The sequence below is a fragment of the Nocardioides cavernae genome (assembly GCF_016907475.1).
GTDB classification, from domain to species: Bacteria; Actinomycetota; Actinomycetes; order Propionibacteriales; family Nocardioidaceae; genus Nocardioides; species Nocardioides cavernae.
This window is the reverse complement of the sequence record NZ_JAFBCA010000001.1, coordinates 1,687,861-1,706,145: the sequence shown is the minus strand read 5'-3', so window position 1 is coordinate 1,706,145 and position 18,285 is coordinate 1,687,861. Positions and strand designations below refer to the sequence as shown.

Annotated in this window: 20 protein-coding genes; 8 read left to right on the top strand and 12 right to left on the bottom strand. The window is 72.5% G+C overall.

From position 1 onward, the window contains the following. Positions 1–41: 41 nt before the first annotated feature. Positions 42–728, top strand: coding sequence for a spermidine synthase (locus tag JOD65_RS07915; RefSeq protein WP_191192951.1), 687 nt, complete (start codon positions 42–44; stop codon positions 726–728). A 13-nt stretch (positions 729–741) separates the two neighbouring features. On the opposite strand, the gene JOD65_RS07910 is transcribed toward JOD65_RS07915, so the two are convergent. Genes JOD65_RS07910 through JOD65_RS07900 form a run of 3 tightly spaced genes read right to left on the bottom strand, consistent with a single transcriptional unit; the run spans position 742 to position 3,579 of the window. After that, complete coding sequence (locus JOD65_RS07910) at positions 742–2,631, bottom strand: penicillin-binding transpeptidase domain-containing protein (RefSeq protein WP_191192952.1); 1,890 nt, start codon at positions 2,629–2,631, stop codon at positions 742–744. 55 nt (positions 2,632–2,686) lie between these two features. Then, positions 2,687–3,205 (bottom strand): SRPBCC family protein, encoded by a 519-nt coding sequence (locus JOD65_RS07905; RefSeq protein ID WP_191192953.1) that lies wholly within the window; start codon positions 3,203–3,205, stop codon positions 2,687–2,689. Next, complete coding sequence (locus JOD65_RS07900; protein ID WP_191192954.1) at positions 3,202–3,579, bottom strand: ArsR/SmtB family transcription factor; 378 nt, start codon at positions 3,577–3,579, stop codon at positions 3,202–3,204. The genes JOD65_RS07905 and JOD65_RS07900 overlap by 4 nt, the downstream gene beginning before the upstream one ends. 53 nt (positions 3,580–3,632) lie before the next feature. On the opposite strand from JOD65_RS07900, the gene JOD65_RS07895 reads away from it, so the two are divergent. The 4 genes from JOD65_RS07895 (at position 3,633) to JOD65_RS23955 (ending at position 7,881) form a co-directional block, all read left to right on the top strand. Continuing rightward, complete coding sequence (locus tag JOD65_RS07895) at positions 3,633–5,036, top strand: class II fumarate hydratase (protein ID WP_191192955.1); 1,404 nt, start codon at positions 3,633–3,635, stop codon at positions 5,034–5,036. 40 nt (positions 5,037–5,076) lie between these two features. Then, positions 5,077–5,664 carry an N-acetyltransferase gene (locus JOD65_RS07890; protein ID WP_191192956.1) on the top strand — a complete coding sequence of 196 codons (588 nt, stop codon included), beginning with the start codon at positions 5,077–5,079 and terminating at the stop codon, positions 5,662–5,664. Between the two features lie 31 nt (positions 5,665–5,695). Next, positions 5,696–6,376, top strand: coding sequence for a DUF4396 domain-containing protein (locus tag JOD65_RS07885; RefSeq protein WP_224747105.1), 681 nt, complete (start codon positions 5,696–5,698; stop codon positions 6,374–6,376). Positions 6,377–6,444: 68 nt separating this feature from the next. Then, complete coding sequence (locus tag JOD65_RS23955; protein ID WP_191192957.1) at positions 6,445–7,881, top strand: calcium-binding protein; 1,437 nt, start codon at positions 6,445–6,447, stop codon at positions 7,879–7,881. 26 nt (positions 7,882–7,907) lie between these two features. Here JOD65_RS23955 and JOD65_RS07875 read toward each other — a convergent pair whose 3' ends face one another. The 3 genes from JOD65_RS07875 to JOD65_RS07865 form a co-directional block, all read right to left on the bottom strand. Next, positions 7,908–8,585: an aggregation-promoting factor C-terminal-like domain-containing protein gene (locus JOD65_RS07875; protein WP_191192958.1), complete on the bottom strand. Its 678-nt coding sequence runs from the start codon at positions 8,583–8,585 to the stop codon at positions 7,908–7,910. Between the two features lie 404 nt (positions 8,586–8,989). Next, positions 8,990–10,345 carry an RNA 5'-3' helicase PhoH2 gene (gene phoH2 / locus JOD65_RS07870; protein ID WP_191192959.1) on the bottom strand — a complete coding sequence of 452 codons (1,356 nt, stop codon included), beginning with the start codon at positions 10,343–10,345 and terminating at the stop codon, positions 8,990–8,992. A gap of 219 nt (positions 10,346–10,564) precedes the next feature. Beyond that, positions 10,565–11,344 carry an isoprenyl transferase gene (locus JOD65_RS07865; protein WP_191192960.1) on the bottom strand — a complete coding sequence of 260 codons (780 nt, stop codon included), beginning with the start codon at positions 11,342–11,344 and terminating at the stop codon, positions 10,565–10,567. A gap of 103 nt (positions 11,345–11,447) precedes the next feature. Here JOD65_RS07865 and trhA point away from each other — a divergent pair, with 103 nt between their 5' ends. Together trhA and JOD65_RS07855 are read left to right on the top strand one after the other, a co-directional pair. Beyond that, positions 11,448–12,173, top strand: coding sequence for a PAQR family membrane homeostasis protein TrhA (trhA, locus tag JOD65_RS07860; protein ID WP_191192961.1), 726 nt, complete (start codon positions 11,448–11,450; stop codon positions 12,171–12,173). Positions 12,174–12,281: 108 nt separating this feature from the next. Next, positions 12,282–12,680, top strand: a complete 399-nt coding sequence (locus JOD65_RS07855) for a hypothetical protein (RefSeq protein WP_191192962.1) — start codon at positions 12,282–12,284, stop codon at positions 12,678–12,680. On the opposite strand, the gene JOD65_RS07850 is transcribed toward JOD65_RS07855, so the two are convergent. Both JOD65_RS07850 and JOD65_RS23175 read right to left on the bottom strand, forming a co-directional pair. Then, on the bottom strand, positions 12,667–13,602 hold the full coding sequence (locus tag JOD65_RS07850) for a DUF1353 domain-containing protein (RefSeq protein WP_191192963.1): 936 nt from the start codon (positions 13,600–13,602) through the stop codon (positions 12,667–12,669). The genes JOD65_RS07855 and JOD65_RS07850 overlap by 14 nt on opposite strands. A 50-nt stretch (positions 13,603–13,652) precedes the next feature. Continuing rightward, a complete protein-coding gene (locus tag JOD65_RS23175; protein WP_191192964.1) occupies positions 13,653–14,714 on the bottom strand; it encodes a glycoside hydrolase family 26 protein in 1,062 nt (353 codons plus the stop codon). Positions 14,715–14,790: 76 nt separating this feature from the next. On the opposite strand from JOD65_RS23175, the gene JOD65_RS07840 reads away from it, so the two are divergent. Further along, positions 14,791–15,780 (top strand): YihY/virulence factor BrkB family protein, encoded by a 990-nt coding sequence (locus JOD65_RS07840; RefSeq protein ID WP_191192965.1) that lies wholly within the window; start codon positions 14,791–14,793, stop codon positions 15,778–15,780. Between the two features lie 21 nt (positions 15,781–15,801). Here the strand turns inward: JOD65_RS07840 and JOD65_RS07835 are convergent, their stop codons facing one another. The 4 genes from JOD65_RS07835 to JOD65_RS07820 are packed head-to-tail and all read right to left on the bottom strand — an operon-like array spanning position 15,802 to position 18,272. After that, on the bottom strand, positions 15,802–16,455 hold the full coding sequence (locus JOD65_RS07835) for an HAD family hydrolase (RefSeq protein ID WP_191192966.1): 654 nt from the start codon (positions 16,453–16,455) through the stop codon (positions 15,802–15,804). Further along, positions 16,452–16,919 (bottom strand): PTS sugar transporter subunit IIA, encoded by a 468-nt coding sequence (locus JOD65_RS07830; RefSeq protein WP_307821014.1) that lies wholly within the window; start codon positions 16,917–16,919, stop codon positions 16,452–16,454. The genes JOD65_RS07835 and JOD65_RS07830 overlap by 4 nt, the downstream gene beginning before the upstream one ends. Beyond that, positions 16,916–17,173, bottom strand: a complete 258-nt coding sequence (locus tag JOD65_RS07825; RefSeq protein WP_268112220.1) for a PTS sugar transporter subunit IIB — start codon at positions 17,171–17,173, stop codon at positions 16,916–16,918. The genes JOD65_RS07830 and JOD65_RS07825 overlap by 4 nt, the downstream gene beginning before the upstream one ends. A gap of 46 nt (positions 17,174–17,219) precedes the next feature. Beyond that, positions 17,220–18,272 carry an SIS domain-containing protein gene (locus JOD65_RS07820; protein ID WP_224747106.1) on the bottom strand — a complete coding sequence of 351 codons (1,053 nt, stop codon included), beginning with the start codon at positions 18,270–18,272 and terminating at the stop codon, positions 17,220–17,222. Positions 18,273–18,285: the final 13 nt, after the last annotated feature.

Here is an 18,285-nt window from a genome sequence, read left to right as displayed (position 1 = left end):
GCAGCGTCGGGTCCGACAGCGGTGGTTGGCAGGATGGCGACATGGTGAGCCCCGAGAGCGTCCAGAGCGTGGAGATCGCCCGGGCCGAGAGCACCCGCGGCGAGGTGGTGCTGCGGCGGCGTACGAACGGCACCGGCGCCGACGTGCTCGAGCTCCGCGTCAACGGGGTGTTCGTGATGGACACCCTCGAGACCACGAGCGAGATCGAGCTGGCCGCGCAGGCGCTCGAGCTGGTCGAGGATCCGTCCACCGTGCTCGTCGGCGGGCTCGGGCTGGGCTTCACCCTGCAGCGGGTGCTCGCCGATCCCCGCGTCGAGCGGGCGGTCGTGGTCGAGATCGAGGAGACCCTGGTGCAGTGGATGCGCGACGGGACGGTGCCGCACGGGCCCGCCCTGCTGGCCGACACGCGCGCCACCGTCGTCAACGCCGACATCGCCATGGCGATCGCCGAGGCCCGCTCGACCTACGACCTGGTGCTCCTCGACGTCGACAACGGTCCTGGCTACCTGGTGCACCAGCGCAACGAGGCGGTCTACCAGGAGGAGTTCCTCCGCCGGTGCCGCGACGTCCTCGGTCCGGGTGGCGTGCTCGTGGTGTGGTCGGCCAACGCCGCGCCGGACCTGCTCGCGGCGCTCCGCACTGTGTTCGGCGCCGCGGAGGAGCAGGCCCACGACGTGCTGCTGCAGGACCGGCCGGAGGAGTACTTCCTCTACCTCGCCCGCCGCTGAGGACCTGCCGCCCTCAGCGCAGGAACGCCTCGAGCACCGGGCCCGCGGTCTGCGACCCCGAGACGCCGGTCTCGACGAACACCGCGACGGCGAGGTCGCCCCGCGTCGCGATCATCCACGTGTGCGTCGGGAGCGCCCCTGAGGCGTCGGGCTGGCCGAACTCCGCGGTGCCGGTCTTCGCGCCCACCTCGCCCGGCACGTCCTGGAGGAAGCGGCCCGACCCGGTGGTGACCACGGCGCGCATCAGCCCGCGGAGGGTGCCCGACTCGGGACCCGTGAGCGGCATGCCCGGAACCACCTGCTCGACCTGGTGGTCCGGCAGCAGCACCGGCAGCACGGCCCGGCCGGCCCGTACCGACGCGGCGACCGTGGCCATCGCGAAGGGGCTGGCGAGCACGGTGCCCTGGCCGATCATGTCGGCCGCCGCGCCCGTCGCGGTCTCCGGCGGCGGGACCTGGCCGAAGTAGACCGGGAAGCCGAGGTCGTGGTCGGTGCCGAGCCCGAGGGCCTGGGCGGCCGCCGCCAGGTCGCCGTCGGCGAGGCGGTCGGCGTTGCCGATCAGGGCGGTGTTGCAGGACTGGGCGATGGCCTGGGTCAGGGTGATGTCGCCGAGCGCGGAGGCCGGGTAGTCGTCGTAGTTCTTGAACGACCGGCCGTCGACGACCGTCGTTGCGGGGCACGACACGACGTCGTCCACCCCCATCCCACTGCGCAGCAGCGCGAGCGACGTGACCACCTTGAACGTCGAGCCGGGGGCGTACTGCCCCGTCATGGCGAGGTCGGCGCCCTCCGCACCGGCACCGTTGGCGCTCGCCAGGACCGCGCCGTCGGAGGGCCGGATCGCCACGAGGGCCGCCGCCGGCGCACCCTCGCCGAGGGTGGCCAGCACGTCCTCGCCCTTCTGCTGAAGCGCCGGGTCGAGGGTGGTCACGAGGTCGGCCCCGTCGGTGGCCGGGACCTCGGCAAGGGTGCGCAGCTGGTCGTCGGCGTCGCGGGCGACGACGGACGCACCGGGCACGCCCCGCAGCTGCTCGTCGTAGCGGGCCTGCAGGCCGGAGAGTCCGACCTCGTCGCCGGCGACGATGCGACCCTCCGAGGCCTCGACGACCTCAGCCGTCGCAGGGCCGACGCGGCCGAGCAGCGCCGCGGCGAACTCGCGCGTCGAGGCGAGCGGCATGGTGTCGCGCACGGCCAGTGCGCCGCGGATCTTCGCGAAGCCGGGCAGCACGTCGAGCGCGTCGTCCTCGCGCAGCACGAGCGCCTCGACGAAGGCCTCGGCGCCCATCACCTCCGCGCGCTCGACGTACGACGCCACGTCGACGTCGAGGACCCGCGCGATCCGTCGGGCGCTCCGGGCGACCTGCGGCCCCTGGACCTTGGTCTTGTCGAGCCCGTAGCGCAGCACCGGCCGCTCGGTCACCAGCACCGCGCCGTCGGCCCCGGTGATGTCACCGCGCACCGGCGGGAGCGTGCGCAGGCCGAGGGTGTCGCCGTCGGCGAGGTCGGGCGCCAGCGCGTCGGGCGCCCAGTCGACCTTCCAGCCGTCCTCGTCCTGCGACAGCCGGACTGTCGTCTCGTACTCCCACGGGGTGGTGTCGGTGACGTCCCACCTCCAGGCGAGCGTGGCGTCCGCCCGGCCCTCCTCCTCGACCTGCTGGACGTCGGTGACCTCGACGGCGACGGGCACCTCCTCGAGGGGCTCGACCAGGTCGGCGAAGGCGGCGCGGGCGTCCTCGCTCGTCAGCGGGACCTCGCCGAGGGAGTGCCCCGAGAGCGCGACGGCGAGTTCGTCGGCGGTGTCGGCGGCCTGCGGTCCCTCGTCGCCACCCAGCAGCGAGCACGCCGAGGTGGTCACCATGACCACCGACAGACCGACACCGACCCCGAGACGCAGCAACCCCATGCGTCCCATGCTCCCCAATGGGCCATGACGGGACCAAGTGGCCACGCCGCTGCGGTCAGGCGAGCTCGGCCCGGTAGTGGTCCTTGAACGCCGGGTAGTAGTCGTCGAAGTCGATCGCGGCGAGGTCCTGGCCGGCCTCCGCGGCGACCATGCGGTCGAGGTAGTAGTCCCAGCCCGGCCCGACGCTCTCGGCGAGCTCCACGTCGGTGACGCCCTGGGCGAAGGAGAGGGTCGTGGTGCCGTCGGCCTCGACGAGGTCGATCTCCCAGGCCCACAGCAGGTCGGGCTCCACGGGCTGCGCGGACCGCATCACGAGACGTCGAGGTGGGACGCACTCGTCGATCCAGATCGTCTCGTCGGCCACGTCGTCGCCCTCGGCCGTCATCCTGAAGGTGACCGACCCGCTCGCCGGGTCGCCGCTCCACTCCCCGATCCAGCGGACGAGACGGTCGGACTCGGTCACGGCCGCCCACACGTCCTCGATCGGGGCGCGGAACGTCCGGTCGAAGACGAGGAACGTCTCGCCGTGCCGCTCCTCGCGGCGACCGGTGGGGCGGGGGCTGGTGGTGGTCATGCGGTCTCCTCCTGGGGATCGGGTCGGGCATCGGCGGCCGCGCGGATGTCCCGCGCACGGTCGCGGGTCGTACGGCGGACCTCGAGGTCGAGCCCGTCGAGCACGGACTCGTCGAAGCGGAGGTGCGGATCCAGGGCAGCGAGCCAGTCGGCGAGCACCGACAGCCCGGTGCGCTCGAGCCGGTAGTGCCGCTCCCGACCGCGGTCCTCCGCCGTCACCAGGCCGGCCTCGGCGAGCAGGCGCAGGTGCCGGCTGATGGCCGGGCGGCTGATCGCGTGCTCGGCGGTGAGGTCCACGACCCGGGCCGGTCCGCGCGCGAGCCGGGCGACGAGGTCACGTCGTACGGGGTCGGCGAGGGCAGCGAACGGGTCCACCCCCTATTGGTAACCAATACGTTACCTATCTGTCAAGGACTAACGTCGACCGCATGAGCGATGGGAGCCCGACCCGCACCGAGCACGACTCCATGGGCGAGGTCGAGGTACCTCGCGACGCCCTCTGGCGGGCCCAGACCCAGCGCGCGATCGAGAACTTCCCGATCAGCGGCCTCACGCTGCAGCCCCGGCACGTCCAGGCGCTGGCCCACGTCAAGGCGGCCGCCGCGACCGCCAACGCCGCACTGGGCGTCGTACGCCACGAGCAGGCGCAGGCCATCGTCTCCGCCGCCGACGCCATCGTCGACGGGGCGCACGACGGGGAGTTCCCCATCGACGTCTTCCAGACGGGGTCCGGCACCAGCTCCAACATGAACGCCAACGAGGTCATCGCGACCCTGGCCGCGCAGGCCGGCGTCGAGGTCCACCCCAACGACCACGTCAACGCCTCGCAGAGCAGCAACGACACCTTCCCGACCAGCATCCACGTCGCGGCGACGCTCGCGGTCGTCGACGACCTCCTGCCCGCGCTCGACCGGCTGGCCACGTCGTTCGAGGGCAAGGCCGAGGAGTTCGCCGACACGGTGAAGTCGGGGCGCACCCACCTGATGGACGCCACGCCCGTGACGCTCGGGCAGGAGATGGGGGCTTACGCCGCCACGCTGCGCCTCGGCGTCGAGCGGCTCGAGGCGGTGCTGCCGCGCGTGCGCGAGCTCCCCCTTGGCGGCACCGCCGTCGGCACCGGCATCAACACCCCGGCCGCCTTCGCGGAGCGGGCGATCGCCGCGCTCTCCGAGCGGACCGGGCAGCCCTTCACCGAGGCGCGCAACCACTTCGAGGCGCAGGGCACCCGCGACTCGCTGGTCGAGCTGTCCGGCGTCCTGCGCACCATCGCCGTCGGGCTCACCAAGGCGTGCAACGACCTGCGCTGGATGTCGTCGGGACCCACGACGGGGCTCGCCGAGATCCGCCTGCCCGACCTCCAGCCGGGGTCGAGCATCATGCCCGGCAAGGTCAACCCGGTGCTGCCCGAGGCGACCCTGATGGTGTGCGCCCGGGTCGTCGGCAACGACGCGACGATCGCCTGGGCCGGCGCGTCCGGCAGCTTCGAGCTCAACGTGATGATGCCGGTCATGGCGCACGCCCTGCTCGAGTCGATCCACGTGCTGTCCACCTCCTCGGTCCTGCTCGCCGAGAGGTGCGTGGACGGGATCACCGCCGACGCCGATCGGATGCGGCGCTACGCCGAGTCCTCCCCCTCGGTGGTCACCCCGCTCAACGCCCACATCGGCTACGAGCAGGCCGCCAAGGTCGCCAAGAAGGCCCTCGCCGACGGGGCCACGATCCGCGAGACCGTGATCGGCATGGGCTACGTCGAGCGCGGAGACCTGACCGAGGAACAGCTCGACGCCGCCCTCGACGTCGACTCGATGACGGGTCGTCTGACCTCGGGGTAACCGGTAGCCGCTCGTCCGGTTCCGGTCGTACGGTCGCCGCATGAGCGAGACGTCGTACGACATCAAGCCCCTCACGCCCGAGACCTGGCCGGCCTTCGACGACCTCGTCATCCGGCACAACGGGATCTTCGGCGGCTGCTACTGCATCTGGTTCCACCCCGACAGCCCCGAGCGGGGCCAGGGCAGGGAGGGCAACCGCGCACTCAAGAAGTCGTACGTCGAGAGGGGCGAGGCGCACGCCGCGCTGGTCCTCGACGGCGACGAGGCGATCGCGTGGGCGGAGTACGGCACGCCCGTGGAGCTCCCCACGCTCCACCACCGCAAGCAGTACGACGCCGAGAAGGACGCCGACCCCGACTGGCGGATCACCTGCGTCTTCGTCGACAAGCGATACCGCCGCAGCGGGGTCACCGAGCTCGCGATCCGCGGCGCGCTCGACCTGATCGCGGAGTCGGGTGGCGGGGTGGTCGAGTCCTACCCGCACGACCTGACCGACCAGACCAAGAAGGTGTCGTCGTCGTTCCTCTACAACGGCACCCGCCGCCTCTACGAACGTCTCGGCTTCACCTACGTGCGCCCCAAGGGACTGAAGAACTGCGTGATGACGACGACCGTCCCCGGCCGTTGACGTTAATACCCCCCGGGGGTATGTTCGAGCCATGGACCAAGGCACTCTCCCCGGAGCCGGGCACGGCTCCCACCACGACACGGGCAGCAGCAACGCCATGGCGGTGTCCGCCACCCTCCACTGCCTGACCGGCTGCGCCATCGGCGAGATCCTCGGCCTGATGATCGGCACCGCACTGGGACTGGGCAACCTCGCGACCATCGCCGTCGCGATCGGGCTGGCGTTCCTCTTCGGCTACGCCCTGTCGACCCTGCCGCTGCTGCGGGCGGGTCTCGGGCTCGGGGCCGCCCTGACCGTCGTCCTCGCGGCCGACACGCTCTCGATCGCCACCATGGAGCTCGTCGACAACCTGGTCATGGCCGTCATCCCGGGCGCCATGGAGGCGGGCCTCGTCAACCCGGTGTTCTGGCTCTCGATGATGCTCGCGCTGACGGTGGCCTTCTTCGCAGCCTGGCCGGTCAACCGCCACCTCCTCGCGCGCGGCAAGGGCCACGCCCTGACCCACCACTTCCACGGCGCCGAGCCGGAGGGCGCGCGGCGCTACATCCCGGACCTCGCCACCTCGACGCTCGTCGCCGCCATCGTCGCCTTCATGCTCGGCGGGCTGGTCGTCTCCGTCGCCGACGAGCTCGAGGGGCCCCCCTCCGACACCGCGCACGCCGTCCCCCGCGACGGATCGGGGACTCGCGAGTTCAGCGCGCCGCCGCGATAGCGGCGCAACCTCTGGCGTCGCTGGCGCGTACCCTCCTGCCTGTTCCGCCCACCCCTTCTGGAGTTCTCGTGGCCCGTGTCTCGTCCTTGTCCGCCTCGATCGTGCTGCTGGCGTCGTCCGCCGTGATGGCGCTGCAGGGTGTTGCGGCCGCCGACGTCCCGACGTGTCAGGGCAGGCCGGCCACGATCGTGGGACCGACCTCGGGGAACAGCACCGTGGGGACGCCCGGTGACGACGTCATCGTCACGACGGCGGAGGGCGCGTCCGGCCGGGGCACCATCGACGCAGGCGACGGGAACGACGTCCTCTGCGTCGTCCCGGGCGCCGGCACCATCCCGCACCCCAACGTGGACTCGACGTTCGACGTCATGATGGGCGCCGGGAACGACACGGTCGTCGTGGAGGAGACCCGTCACACCAGCTACCTGCGCGTCACCCTCGGCGGCGGCGACGACACGTTCCTCGGCTCGAGCCGACCTGAGACCGTCTTCGCGGGGGACGCCCAGCTGGCGTACCCCCACCTCGGCGGAGACTCCGGCCGCGACCACATCGACGCCGGCCTCGGCTCGGACACCGTCTACAGCGGCTCGCCGTCCCCGGACATCCCGAACGACGACACCGTGATCTCGGGCGCCGGCGGTGACTCGCTCTACATCGGCGGAAGAGGCGCGGTGCTCGACAACGGCGGCACGGCCGGCGACGGGACGGGCGACAACCTCGCCATCATCCACCGGGGCTGGCTGCAGCGACGGGTCACGGTCGACAACGCATCCCGTGTCGCCACGTCGGACGCGGGCGAGCTCATGCGGTGGAGCAACGTGCAGTTCTTCCACGTGTACGTCGACTCGCCGCTCACCTTCACGGGGTCGGATGCTGCCGAGGTCCTGACCGTGTCGACGAGCCTGGCGCCGGAGCACCGGTATGCCACGACCGTCGACGCCGCCATGGGTACCGGTGACGACGCGGTCCGGTACGCCACCGGCCCGATGAGCGGAACGCTCGACGGAGGTGAGGGCGACGACTCGATCGAGATGCCTCACTGCTCCACGATCGAGTACCGGCTCGGGAGGCAGTTCCGGTGCAGCGACACGACCGACGACGGGGGCCGCTTCTCGTTCGTGACCGAGGCCCGTCGGTTCGAGGGCAGGACGCTGGTGACTGCCGGCCGCCGGGCGGACATCGTCGGCACGCGGAGCAGGGACGCGATCGTGGTCCGCGCCCCGCGCATCTTCGTGGACGCTCGCGGCGGTGACGACCGCGTGACGGTCGCTCCCTACGCGAAGACGAAGACCTCGACGCTGGTCGGCGGGACCGGTGACGACGTCCTGCTCGGCGGGAAGCGCAACGACCGGCTCGTGGGTGGGGCGGGGCGTGACCTCCTGGTCGGTCGCGCCGACGACGACGTCCTCACCGGCGGCACGGGGCGCGACACGGCCCGCGGCGGGGCCGGGAAGGACCGCTGCTACGCGGAGACCGCCCGGCGGTGCGAGGTCCCGCGCACCTGACCGACCAGATCAGATCGCGCCGGGGCTCAGTACCAGCCGTTGCCCTGCTTGAAGCTCCACGCGCTGCACGGGGTGCCGTAGGTGTCCTGGATGTACTCCAGGCCCCACCGGATCTGCGACTCGGCGGAGGTCATGTAGTCCGCCGGCAGCTCGTGGAGCTCGGTGAGGGCCTGCGGGATGCCGTACGCCGACGAGGTCGGGTTGTCGGCGTCGATGCGCCAGTCGGACTCGCTGACGTAGAGCGAGTCGAGGCAGGAGAACTGGTCGGAGGAGAAGCCGTACGCCGGCAGCAGCGCGCGGGCGATGTCGCGCGGGTCGCCCTCGGACAGCTTCTCCGAGCGCGTCACGGCGGAGCCGCCGGACATCGCGAGCGTCGTGGCCTTGGCCTTGTCGGTGCGCCGCGCGGAGCGCGAGGCGACCTGCCGCGACGACCCCTCGAGCGTGGTCGCTTCGTCGGTCGAGCCAGCAGCTTCCGGCGTGGCATCGGCGGACGGGCTCGGGGTGGCGGTCGCCACGTCGGCGGCGGCGGGGGTCAGCCCGTCGGGGTCGCTCGCGGCGAGGCCGCCGGTGACGCTCACGCCGGTCGCGGCGGCTGCCAGTCCGGTCAGGACGACGCCGGTGCGCAGGGCTCGACGGGGCGCGCGGACGGCCTTGTGCTTGCCGGGGACGCGGTGTTTCGGGACGTACTTGTCTGGCTTCGGCACAGGGGCTCACGGGGGTTGACGACAGGGGGTGTCACGCCGGGTCGTGCACGGAGGCGCGGGGGCGACCACGAAGACCTGGTCCGGCGGGACGGGGCGGTGGTGCGGGGGATCCCGGCGCCCTGCCGACGACCGAGGTCACGGAACGGCCACGAGCCACCATGCATGAGGGTTCAACCACGTGCAAACCGAACGGCACAATTGGAGCCGTCCCTTGCGTCACAACAGGCTGCCTGCGTCTCGTACGCCACACGCGTCACGCCCGCGTGACGACCGCCACCGCCGTCCGCCGCCCCGATCGCCGCTGTAACGCCGGGTTAGGTGCGGTACCCCATGTGGTGCTCGGGGGTGGGTAGTCGCACCAACCCGGCGTTACAGCGCGACGGGCGGCAGGTCGCGCCCCCTCGTCAGAGGGTGACGTCCTCCAGCATCTCGGTCACGAGCGCGGCGATCGGCGAGCGCTCGGAGCGGGTGAGTGTGACGTGCGAGAAGAGCGGGTGGCCCTTGAGCTTGTCCACCACCGCGACGATGCCGTCGTGTCGGCCCACGCGGAGGTTGTCGCGCTGGGCGACGTCGTGGGTGAGGACCACCTTGGAGTTCGCGCCGATGCGCGACAGCACCGTCAGCAGCACGTTGCGCTCCAGCGACTGGGCCTCGTCCACGATGACGAAGGCGTCGTGGAGGGAACGGCCGCGGATGTGCGTGAGCGGCAGCACCTCGAGCATCCCGCGGTCCATCACCTCGTCGACGACGTCGCGCGAGACCAGGGCACCGAGGGTGTCGAAGACCGCCTGGGCCCAGGGAGACATCTTCTCGTTCTCCGAGCCGGGCAGGTAGCCGAGCTCCTGGCCACCGACGGCGAACAGCGGCCGGAAGACCACCACCTTCTTGTGGTGGCGGCGCTCCATCACGGCCTCGAGGCCCGCGCAGAGCGCCATCGCCGACTTGCCGGTGCCGGCGCGGCCGCCCAGGGAGACGATGCCGACCTCGGGGTCGAGGAGCATCTCGAGCGCCACCCGCTGCTCGGCCGACCGGCCGTGGATGCCGAAGGCATCGCGGTCGCCGCGGACGAGGTGCACGCGCTTGTCCGCCCCCACGCGGCCCAGCGCCGTACCCCGGTCCGAGAGCAGCACGAGCCCGTTGTGGCACGGGAGGTCGCGAGCCTCGGCGAGGTCGATGACACCGTCCTCGTAGAGCTCGTCGAGGTCGCTGGCGAGCACCTCGAGCTCGGCCATCCCGGTGTAGCCGGTGTCGGAGCTGCTGATGGCCTCGGCGCGGTACTCCTCGGCGTCCAGCCCGACGGCCGAGGCCTTGATCCGGAGCGGGAGGTCCTTGCTGACCAGGGTGACCCGGTGGCCCTCGTTGGCCAGGTTGCGGGCCACGGCGAGGATCCGCGTGTCGTTGTCGCCCAGCCGGAAGCCCGACGGCAGCGACTCCGGGTCGGTGTGGTTGAGCTCGACGCGGACCGTGCCGCCCTCGCTCCCCACAGGGACGGGCTGGTCGAGGCGCCCGTTGACCATGCGCAGCTCGTCGAGGGCCCGCAGGGCGGAGCGCGCGAAGAACCCGAGCTCCGGGTGGTTGCGCTTGCCCTCGAGCTCGGTGATCACCACCACCGGGAGCACGACCTCGTGCTCGGCGAAGCGTTTGGTCGCGGCCGGGTCGGCGAGCAGGACGCTGGTGTCGAGGACGTACGTGCGGCGGGTGCTGCTGGGCGGAACGGAGCTGTGCGATGCGGAGCTGGGTGAGGTCTTGCTGCTGGCCACGACTAACCCCTTGCTGCGGGTCGGCGCGCGCACTCCTCGCCCGGCCCGATGTCATTCAACGGACCGGAGAGCTCCCATCTGAGTGCCCAAGGTGTGCCTCCCGGTTCAGCCGGCTTCCCCACCTGCTGATGTCGCCGAAAGTACGCCCGTGGATCGCCCGATCCGGGGCGACACGCCCGAACGCGAGGTGACGGTCGGGTGACGTCTGCGAGCCGCGGGTCAGCCGCCGAAGCGGCGCTCGCGCTCGGCGTACGCGCGGATGGCGCGCAGGAAGTCGACGCGCCGGAAGTCGGGCCACAGGGCCTCGCAGAAGTAGAACTCCGAGTTGGCCGACTGCCACAGCAGGAAGCCGCCAAGGCGCTGCTCGCCGGACGTGCGGATCACCAGGTCGGGGTCGGGCTGGCCCTTGGTGTAGAGGTGCTCGGCGATGTGCTCGACGTCGATGATGTCGGCGAGCTCCTCCAGCGAGGTGCCCTTGGAGGCGTGGTCGGCGAGCAGGGCACGCACGGCGTCGGCGATCTCGCGGCGGCCGCCGTAGCCCACCGCGACGTTGACGAGCACGCCGTCGATGTCGCGGGTGCTCTCCTCGGCGGCCTTGAGCCGCTCGGCGGTCTCGGTCGGCAGCAGGTCGAGCGCCCCCACGGGGTGGATCCGCCAGCGGCCCGCCTCGGCGAGCGACTCCACGGCGCCCTCGATGATCTTCAGCAGGCCGGTGAGCTGCTCGGGCGGGCGGTTGGTGAGGTTGTCGCTGGAGAGGAGCCACAGCGTGACCACCTCGACGCCGACCTCCTCGCACCAGCCCAGCAGCGGACGGATGTTGTCGGCGCCGGCCTGGTAGCCCTCAGCGGTGTTGAGCCCGACCGCCTTGGCCCACCGGCGGTTGCCGTCGAGCATCACGCCCACGTGCTTCGGGATCTGGTCGTGGGGAAGGAACTTCACCACCCGGGACTCGTAGGCCGGGTAGAGCACCCGACGCACGGCGTCCTTCACGTTGACCACCAGCCGATGGTAACGCCGTCACGCCGTGTGACCGGGCACTCGGTGCACTCGGCTGCGCTTCTCACACCACTCCGAGTAGTTTCGTGCACATGGAGAACGCCGCATGACCCCTCGCGACCGCGTCGAGCACGCCGTGGAGCGTGCCGGCGAAGTGATGGCCGACAAGATGGCCGAGATCAAGCCGCACCTGCGCGGCTGGCTGCACGCCGGCACCGCGCCGATCGCGCTCGCCGCCGGCATCGTGCTCGTCGCGCTCTCCCCGACGGCGTCCACGCGGGTCGGCTCGGCCGCCTTCGCGCTGTCCGCGCTCCTCGTCTTCACGGTCTCGGCGATCTACCACCGCGGCACCTGGTCGCCGCGCACGTGGGCGTTCCTGCGCCGTTTCGACCACGCCAACATCTTCGTGCTCATCGCAGGCACCTACACGCCCTACGCCCTGCTCTTCCTCGACGGCACCGCGCGTACGACGCTGCTGCTCGTCGTCTGGCTCGCGGCGATCGCCGGCGTGTTCTTCCGCGTGTTCTGGACCGACGCGCCGCGCTGGCTCTACACCCCGATGTACATCGCCCTCGGCTGGGCGGCGGTGTTCTTCATCCCCCAGTTCATGGAGGGCGCCAACCGCTTCAGCAGCGGCATCGCGGCTGCCACGCTGGTGCTCGTGGCGGTCGGCGGCGTGCTCTACACGCTCGGCGGCGTGGTCTACGGCCTCAAGCGCCCCAACCCCTCGCCCCGCTGGTTCGGCTTCCACGAGGTGTTCCACTCGTTCACCATCCTGGCCTTCGCCGCGCACTACGTCGGCGTCTCGCTGGCGACGTACTCGCTGCGCTGACCGGGCACGCGGTGCCGGTCCCACCGTGAGGGTGCTCACGTCGGGCAACGATCGGCCGCGCCCGGTCGTCGTACAGGGGAAGCCCTGTCCCCGAACCCCCCTCGCGAGATGCCTGACTCCCCCATCGACACGACCGACCGGACCGACCGGACCGACCGCCAGCCCTTCCTCGACCTCAGCCTCCCGCAGCTCGTCGCCGGCGCCACCGCCGCCGCGACGTCGGCGATCCTCATCAGCCACCTGAACCTCCTCGGCACGGTGCTCGGGGCCGCCTTCGCCAGCATCGTCTCCGCCGTCGTCACCGCCGGTCTCGTCGGCGGTTGGCACCGCGTACGCACGGTGCCGAGCCGCTTCCCACGCAACGTCCACGGCATGGTGGTGACCGCCGTGGCGCTCGGACTGGTCGTCCTGGCGGCGCGAGAGGGCCTCTCCCTCGTCACCCAGGACCTGCCGCGCGACACGTTCGCCGCGCGCTGGCTCGCCGAGGTCGGCCTCAGCCGAGGCTGAGCACCGCGAAGACGACCAGCGAGGCGGCGACGACGACGCCTGCCAGCGCCCAGGCCGCGAGGGGCGCGCGTCGGGCCAGCCGCTCGAGGGCGAGGTAGCTCGCCCCGATGACGGCGAGGCCGACGGTGACGTGCAGCAGCACGGCGAGCATCACCCCGGCGATCGCGCCCGCCATCCGCAGCCGGCCCCAGAGCAGGCTCAGCGCCAGCGGCAGCACGACCGCCCCCGCGAACCCGCCCGCCAGCTCCGCCCACCACGGCCGGTCGCCCATCCACGGCACGTCGACGGCACCGACCCACGAGACGTCGAACAGGTCGGCGGTGGCGCTGTAGCCGAGGTAGACGATGGCGGCGATCGTGACGCCCGCCGCCACCCGGTAGGACCAGTGCTTGAGCGGCGACCACGGCACGGCCCGGCCGACGAAGATCGTCGCCACGGTGACGGCCGACCAGACGATCCAGCGCCGGATCACTCCGGTGCCGGTGTCGGCCATCGCGTCGCGGAAGACCCGGTCGGCCTCGACCCGGTCGACCTCGTGCCCCTCGGTGGAGACGTAGGACGCGGGGTCGCCGCGACCGGCCACGAGGGCGTCGTGCAGCAGCGCGGCGGGCAGGTGGGCCCCGGTCTTGGGCACCAGCCACGTGAACAGGGCGGGAACCGAGGTCAGGTCGGTGCGGAAGTCGGCGTCCGCCGGGACCAGCAGCTCACCGAGGTGGCGGTCGCGGTAGGCCAGTCGACGCTCCAGGGCGAACGTCTCGACGCCCTCCTCGGAGTGCCGCTCGAGCACGATGCGCGGATCGGACCCGGGGTCGGGCGGCTGCCCCGGACCCGCCGCGGTCGGCAGCGTGCCGCCGTCGTAGAACCGGCGCGGCTCCACCGCCACCTGTCTCCCGATCGATCCGACGCGCTCCCGAGCCTTCATGGCTCCAGTCTGGCGCTGCGGACCGACAGCCTCCACCCTCCGCGCGAGCGTCAGGCGGGCATCTGGTCGAGCGCGGAGCGGATCGCCTTGAGCGCGTCGTTCGAGGAATTCACCCGCCAGTCGCGCTCCTTGTTGCCCTGGAACCAGCACACGGCCCGGACCCGCGGGAAGGTGGTCGCGGCGAACATGTCGGTGATCCAGCGTCCCTTGGAGGCGGACTTGATGCGGGGTGCACCGTCGTCGTACGACGGCTCCTTGCAGCCGACCTCGCAGATCCACACCGGAGCGGTGGGGTGCAGGGCGGCGAGCCGGTCGTACTGCTCGCGGTAGATGTCCTCGAAGGTGCGCCACGGTCCCCAGTCGAGGCCGGTGTTGCCCCAGTTGTAGCCGTCGAGGCCGAGGACGTCGACGTAGTCGTCACCGGGGTAGATGGTGCGGATGTCGGTCGTGCCCTCGTAGGTGTCGGTCGTCGGGTTGAACACCCAGCGCAGGTTGGTGGCGCCCCGGTCGCGCAGGTAGGTCACGAGGTAGCGCCAGGCTGCGATGAACTCCTCCGGCGTGCCGCCGTGCTCCTTCTCGCCGGCGGGGGTCGGCTGGAACGACGTCCAGTCGCCGTTCATCTCCGGCCAGGGGCGCACGTACATGACGTACGGGAAGGCGCGCGCCGCCGCGGCGATCTGGTCGAGGTAGGCGTCGTGCACGCCGGCCGGCCACTCGCTGTAGCGGAACTTCCCGATCTCCCACGCGACCAGCAGGTCGCGCACGCCACCTCGAGCGGTGTCGAGGTCCTGCTGGGCGGGGAAGACGACGTCGGGTCCGTAGAAGTAGGACGCGATCGAGACCGGCGCCTGGACGGTCCGCTGGAGGTCGTCGAGGACGCCGGGGGTCCACGGCACGTCCCACGCGTAGGCGCCGAACCGGACCTGCCGCCCCAGCGGGGTGCCCGACGCGGCATACGCCCTGCCGGGCGCGAGGGACAGCGTTGCGGCGACGGGGCCGAGGAGGGAGGTGACCACGAGGGCGCGACGAGACGGGGTGGGGCCGAGGAACGACACGGAGACTCCGAGGGTCGAGAACGTCTGCCAGCGGCCGCGACGACCGGTGGGACTCACAGAGTAAAGGCGGGCGGGGCACCCGTCCGGCGAATCCGGGCACTCCTGCGCCGCGGCCGCCGCCTAGGGTGCGCCCATGACCACCGCGCGGACCGTGCCCGTCACCACCGAGATGGACGGTGACGAGCTGGACGCGCTCGATGCCTGGCACCTCGCACGCCACCACGGGCTGGGGAAGATCGCAGTCGAGTCCTTCGTGCGCTTCCGCTACGGCGACGGGTTCACCAACTCGCGCGCGCTCGCCCTGCAGGCCTGCCTCGCCGTCGTCCCCTTCCTCCTCGCCCTGACCGGCCTCGCCTCCGACATCGACCACGAGCGGCCCGCCGCGGTCGTGGCGCACGTCGTCGACTCGCTCTCCCCCGGCTCGGGCGACGGTGACGCGCTCGCCTCGGCGGTCGACGGGTCGGACGCGTCCGAGCGGGCCGGCGAGATCGCCCTCGTGCTCGGCCTCGGCTTCGCGCTCCTGTCGATGACCACGGCGATGGCGCAGGTCGAGCGCGGCGCCAACCGCATCTACGGCATCCGGCGCGACCGCAAGGCGCTCCAGAAGTACGGCCGGGCGGCGGTGCTGACCGCCGTGCTCGCCGCGCCGGTCGGCGTCGGGTTCGTGATGATCGTCGGCGGCGGGGCGCTCGGCGAGGCGATGGCGGACAACTACGGGTGGTCCGACACGGCCGTCGACTGGTGGAACGGGCTGCGGTGGCCGGTCGGCCTCGCCCTGCTCGTCTTCGCGATCGCCGTGCTCCTCGACCACGCGCCGCGCCGCCGGCAGCCGGCCCTGTCGTGGCTCGCCCTCGGATCGGGGATCGCCGTGGTGCTCAGTGCCGTCGCCACAGCCGGTCTCGCGGCGTACGTCTCGCTCAGCGGGTCGTTCGGCAGCGTGTACGGGCCCCTCGCCGGCGTGTTCGCCCTGCTGCTGTGGGCGCTGCTGTCGTCCGTGGCGTTCTTCTACGGCACGGCCGTGTGCGCCCAGCTCGAGGCGCTCCGGGCGGGCCAGGTCGCGCCGGCGCTCGACGACCCGGGCCGCCCGCACGCCACGACCGTCGGGGACCAGGTAGCCGGCTGAGCCCTGTGTCCCGGCGTCGGGTCACGCCCGCAGGAGCGGGAGCAGCGGCCGGAGGTCACCGTGGACCTCGACCGCGCCGGCGTCGAGGAGCACCTCGCGCGGGTGGGACGTGCCGATGCCGTGCACCTGGCGCACGCCGGCACCGAGCGCCGCGCGGACACCCGCCGGCGAGTCCTCCGCCGCCAGCGCGGCCGCGGGGTCGGCGTCCAGCCTCCGGCAGGCGAGCGCGAAGCCGGCCGGGTGCGGCTTGCCGTCCTCGACGTCACGGGCGGTGACGACGAGGTCGACGCTGTCGACCTCGAGGGTGAGCGACTCGACCAGCGACCGCTGGACCCAGTCCGGCCCGGCCGAGGTGACGATCGCGACCGGTGTGCCGCCCGCGCGGGCCGCCTCGATCAGCTCCCGGGCGCCCGGCACGGCGCGCGCCGCCTCGTCCGGCACGTGCTCGAGCACCTCCGCGAGCACGGCCTCGGGGTCGAGCCCGTCCCAGGGGCCGTGCTCGGTCGCGAAGACGTCGACCGCCCGGCGTCCGGTGAAGACGGAGAGGTCGGGGACCTCCCAGCCCTTGTGGGCGAAGAACGACTCGTAGCCGCGCCGGTGCAGCGGCTCGGAGTCGACCAGCGTCCCGTCGAGGTCGAGCAGGAGCGCGGAGACCGCTGTCGTCGCCCCCGTCATGCGGTCGCGAAGAGCACGTCGCCGGCAGCCACGGACCCGCCGATGGCGTCGCTCGCGACCGACCCCTTCGGTGCGTCCATCAGCACGACCGGGACGATCGGCGAGACGTCCTGGCCGCCGGCCCTGGGCGGCAGCGAGGACGGGTCCCACGTGATCATCGGGTCGCCCGCGGCGACCTCGCTCCCCTGGGTGGCGAGGATCTCGAAGCCCTCCCCTTCCAGACGGACGGTGTTGATGCCGAGGTGCACCAGGACGCCGACGCCGTCGCCGAGGACGACGAAGGCGTGCGGCAGGACCTTGACGACCTTGCCGGCGATCGGCGACACCACGGTGGTGCGGCCGGGTTCGGGCTCGATGGCCACCCCGGGGCCGACCATCTCCTCGGCGAAGACGGGGTCGGGCACGTCCGACATCGCGACGACCCGTCCCGGGCAGGGGGCGAGGACCTGGACGGCACCGCTCACATCAGGTCCTCGATGTCGTCGGCGAGGTTGTCCGCCTCGGGCCCGACGACGACCTGGACGACGGTGCCGCTCGCCATCACGCCGTGGGCCCCGGCGGCCTTGAGGGCGGCCTGGTCGACGAGCGAGCCGTCCTTGACCTCGGTGCGGAGGCGGGTGATGCACGCCTCGATCTCGACGACGTTGTCGGCGCCGCCGAGGCCGGCCAGGATCTGCTCTGCCTTGCTGCTCATCTCAGGTTCCTTTCGTGGGTGGATCCACTGTCGCGTACGCCGACGGGGTGCGGCGCAACGGTCGTAGGGGTCAGCGGTCGGTCTGGGTGACCTTCTTGAGGCCGCGCGGGTTGTCGGGGTCGAGGGCCAGCCGACGGGCCATCTGCTCGATCATCAGCTGCGCAGGCACGATCGACGCGATGGGCTCGACCGTCTCGGGCAGGTCCGGACCCGCCAGGTGGAGGTCGCACTCGTCCGCGAAGTCGGACGTGCCACCGAGCCCGAGGACGCGCGCCCCGCGATCGTGCAGGTCACGCACCAGGTCGACCATCGGCTCGGCGAGCGGGCCCTCGGCCGCGCCGACCAGCACGGCCAGCAGCCCCTCGCTCACCACGGAGATCGGGCCGTGGCGCAGGTCGGCGTACGAGTAGCCGCGCACCGGGCGCAGGCACGTCTCCTCCATCTTCAGCGCCGTCTCCAGCGCGGTGCCGAGGAGCAGCCCGCGCCCCGACACCACCACGCGGTCGGTGGTGGCCAGCGCCTCGGCAGCCGCGCCGACGTCGGTGTGCAGGAGCTCCTCGACGGCAGCGGGCACGCGGTCGAGCGCGTCTCCCCGCGGCGCCTCCCCCAGCGCGTCGGCGAGGACGGCGAGGGCCACCAGCTGGGTGAGGTAGGACTTGGTCGCCGGCACCGCGAGCTCCGGACCGGCCCGGGTCACGAGCGCGACGTCGGCGGCATCGGCGAGCGGCGACCCCTCGACGTTGGTCACGCCCACGGTGGCGGCCCCGCAGGCTCGCGCCCACTCCTGGGTCTCGACGATCTCGGCGGTCGCACCGGACTGCGACACCGAGATCACCATGGTGTCCGAGAGGTCGAGGCGAGCGCCGTAGTGGGTGGCGACGCTGGGCGCTGCCAGCCCCGCGGGGACGCCGGCGGCCACCTCGAGCAGGTAGCGGCCGTAGATGGCGGCGTTGTCGCTCGACCCACGCGCCACGAGCAGCACGCGGCGGCGCCCGGCGGCGAGCTCGCGCAGTCGCGGCTGCTCGGGCAGCAGCGCGTCGAGGGTGCGGCGGGCGGCCGCGGGCTGCTCGGCGATCTCGGACGCCATCTGCGTCGTGAGTGCGGCTGGGGGTGAGGTGTCCATCGGTGGTCCTTGA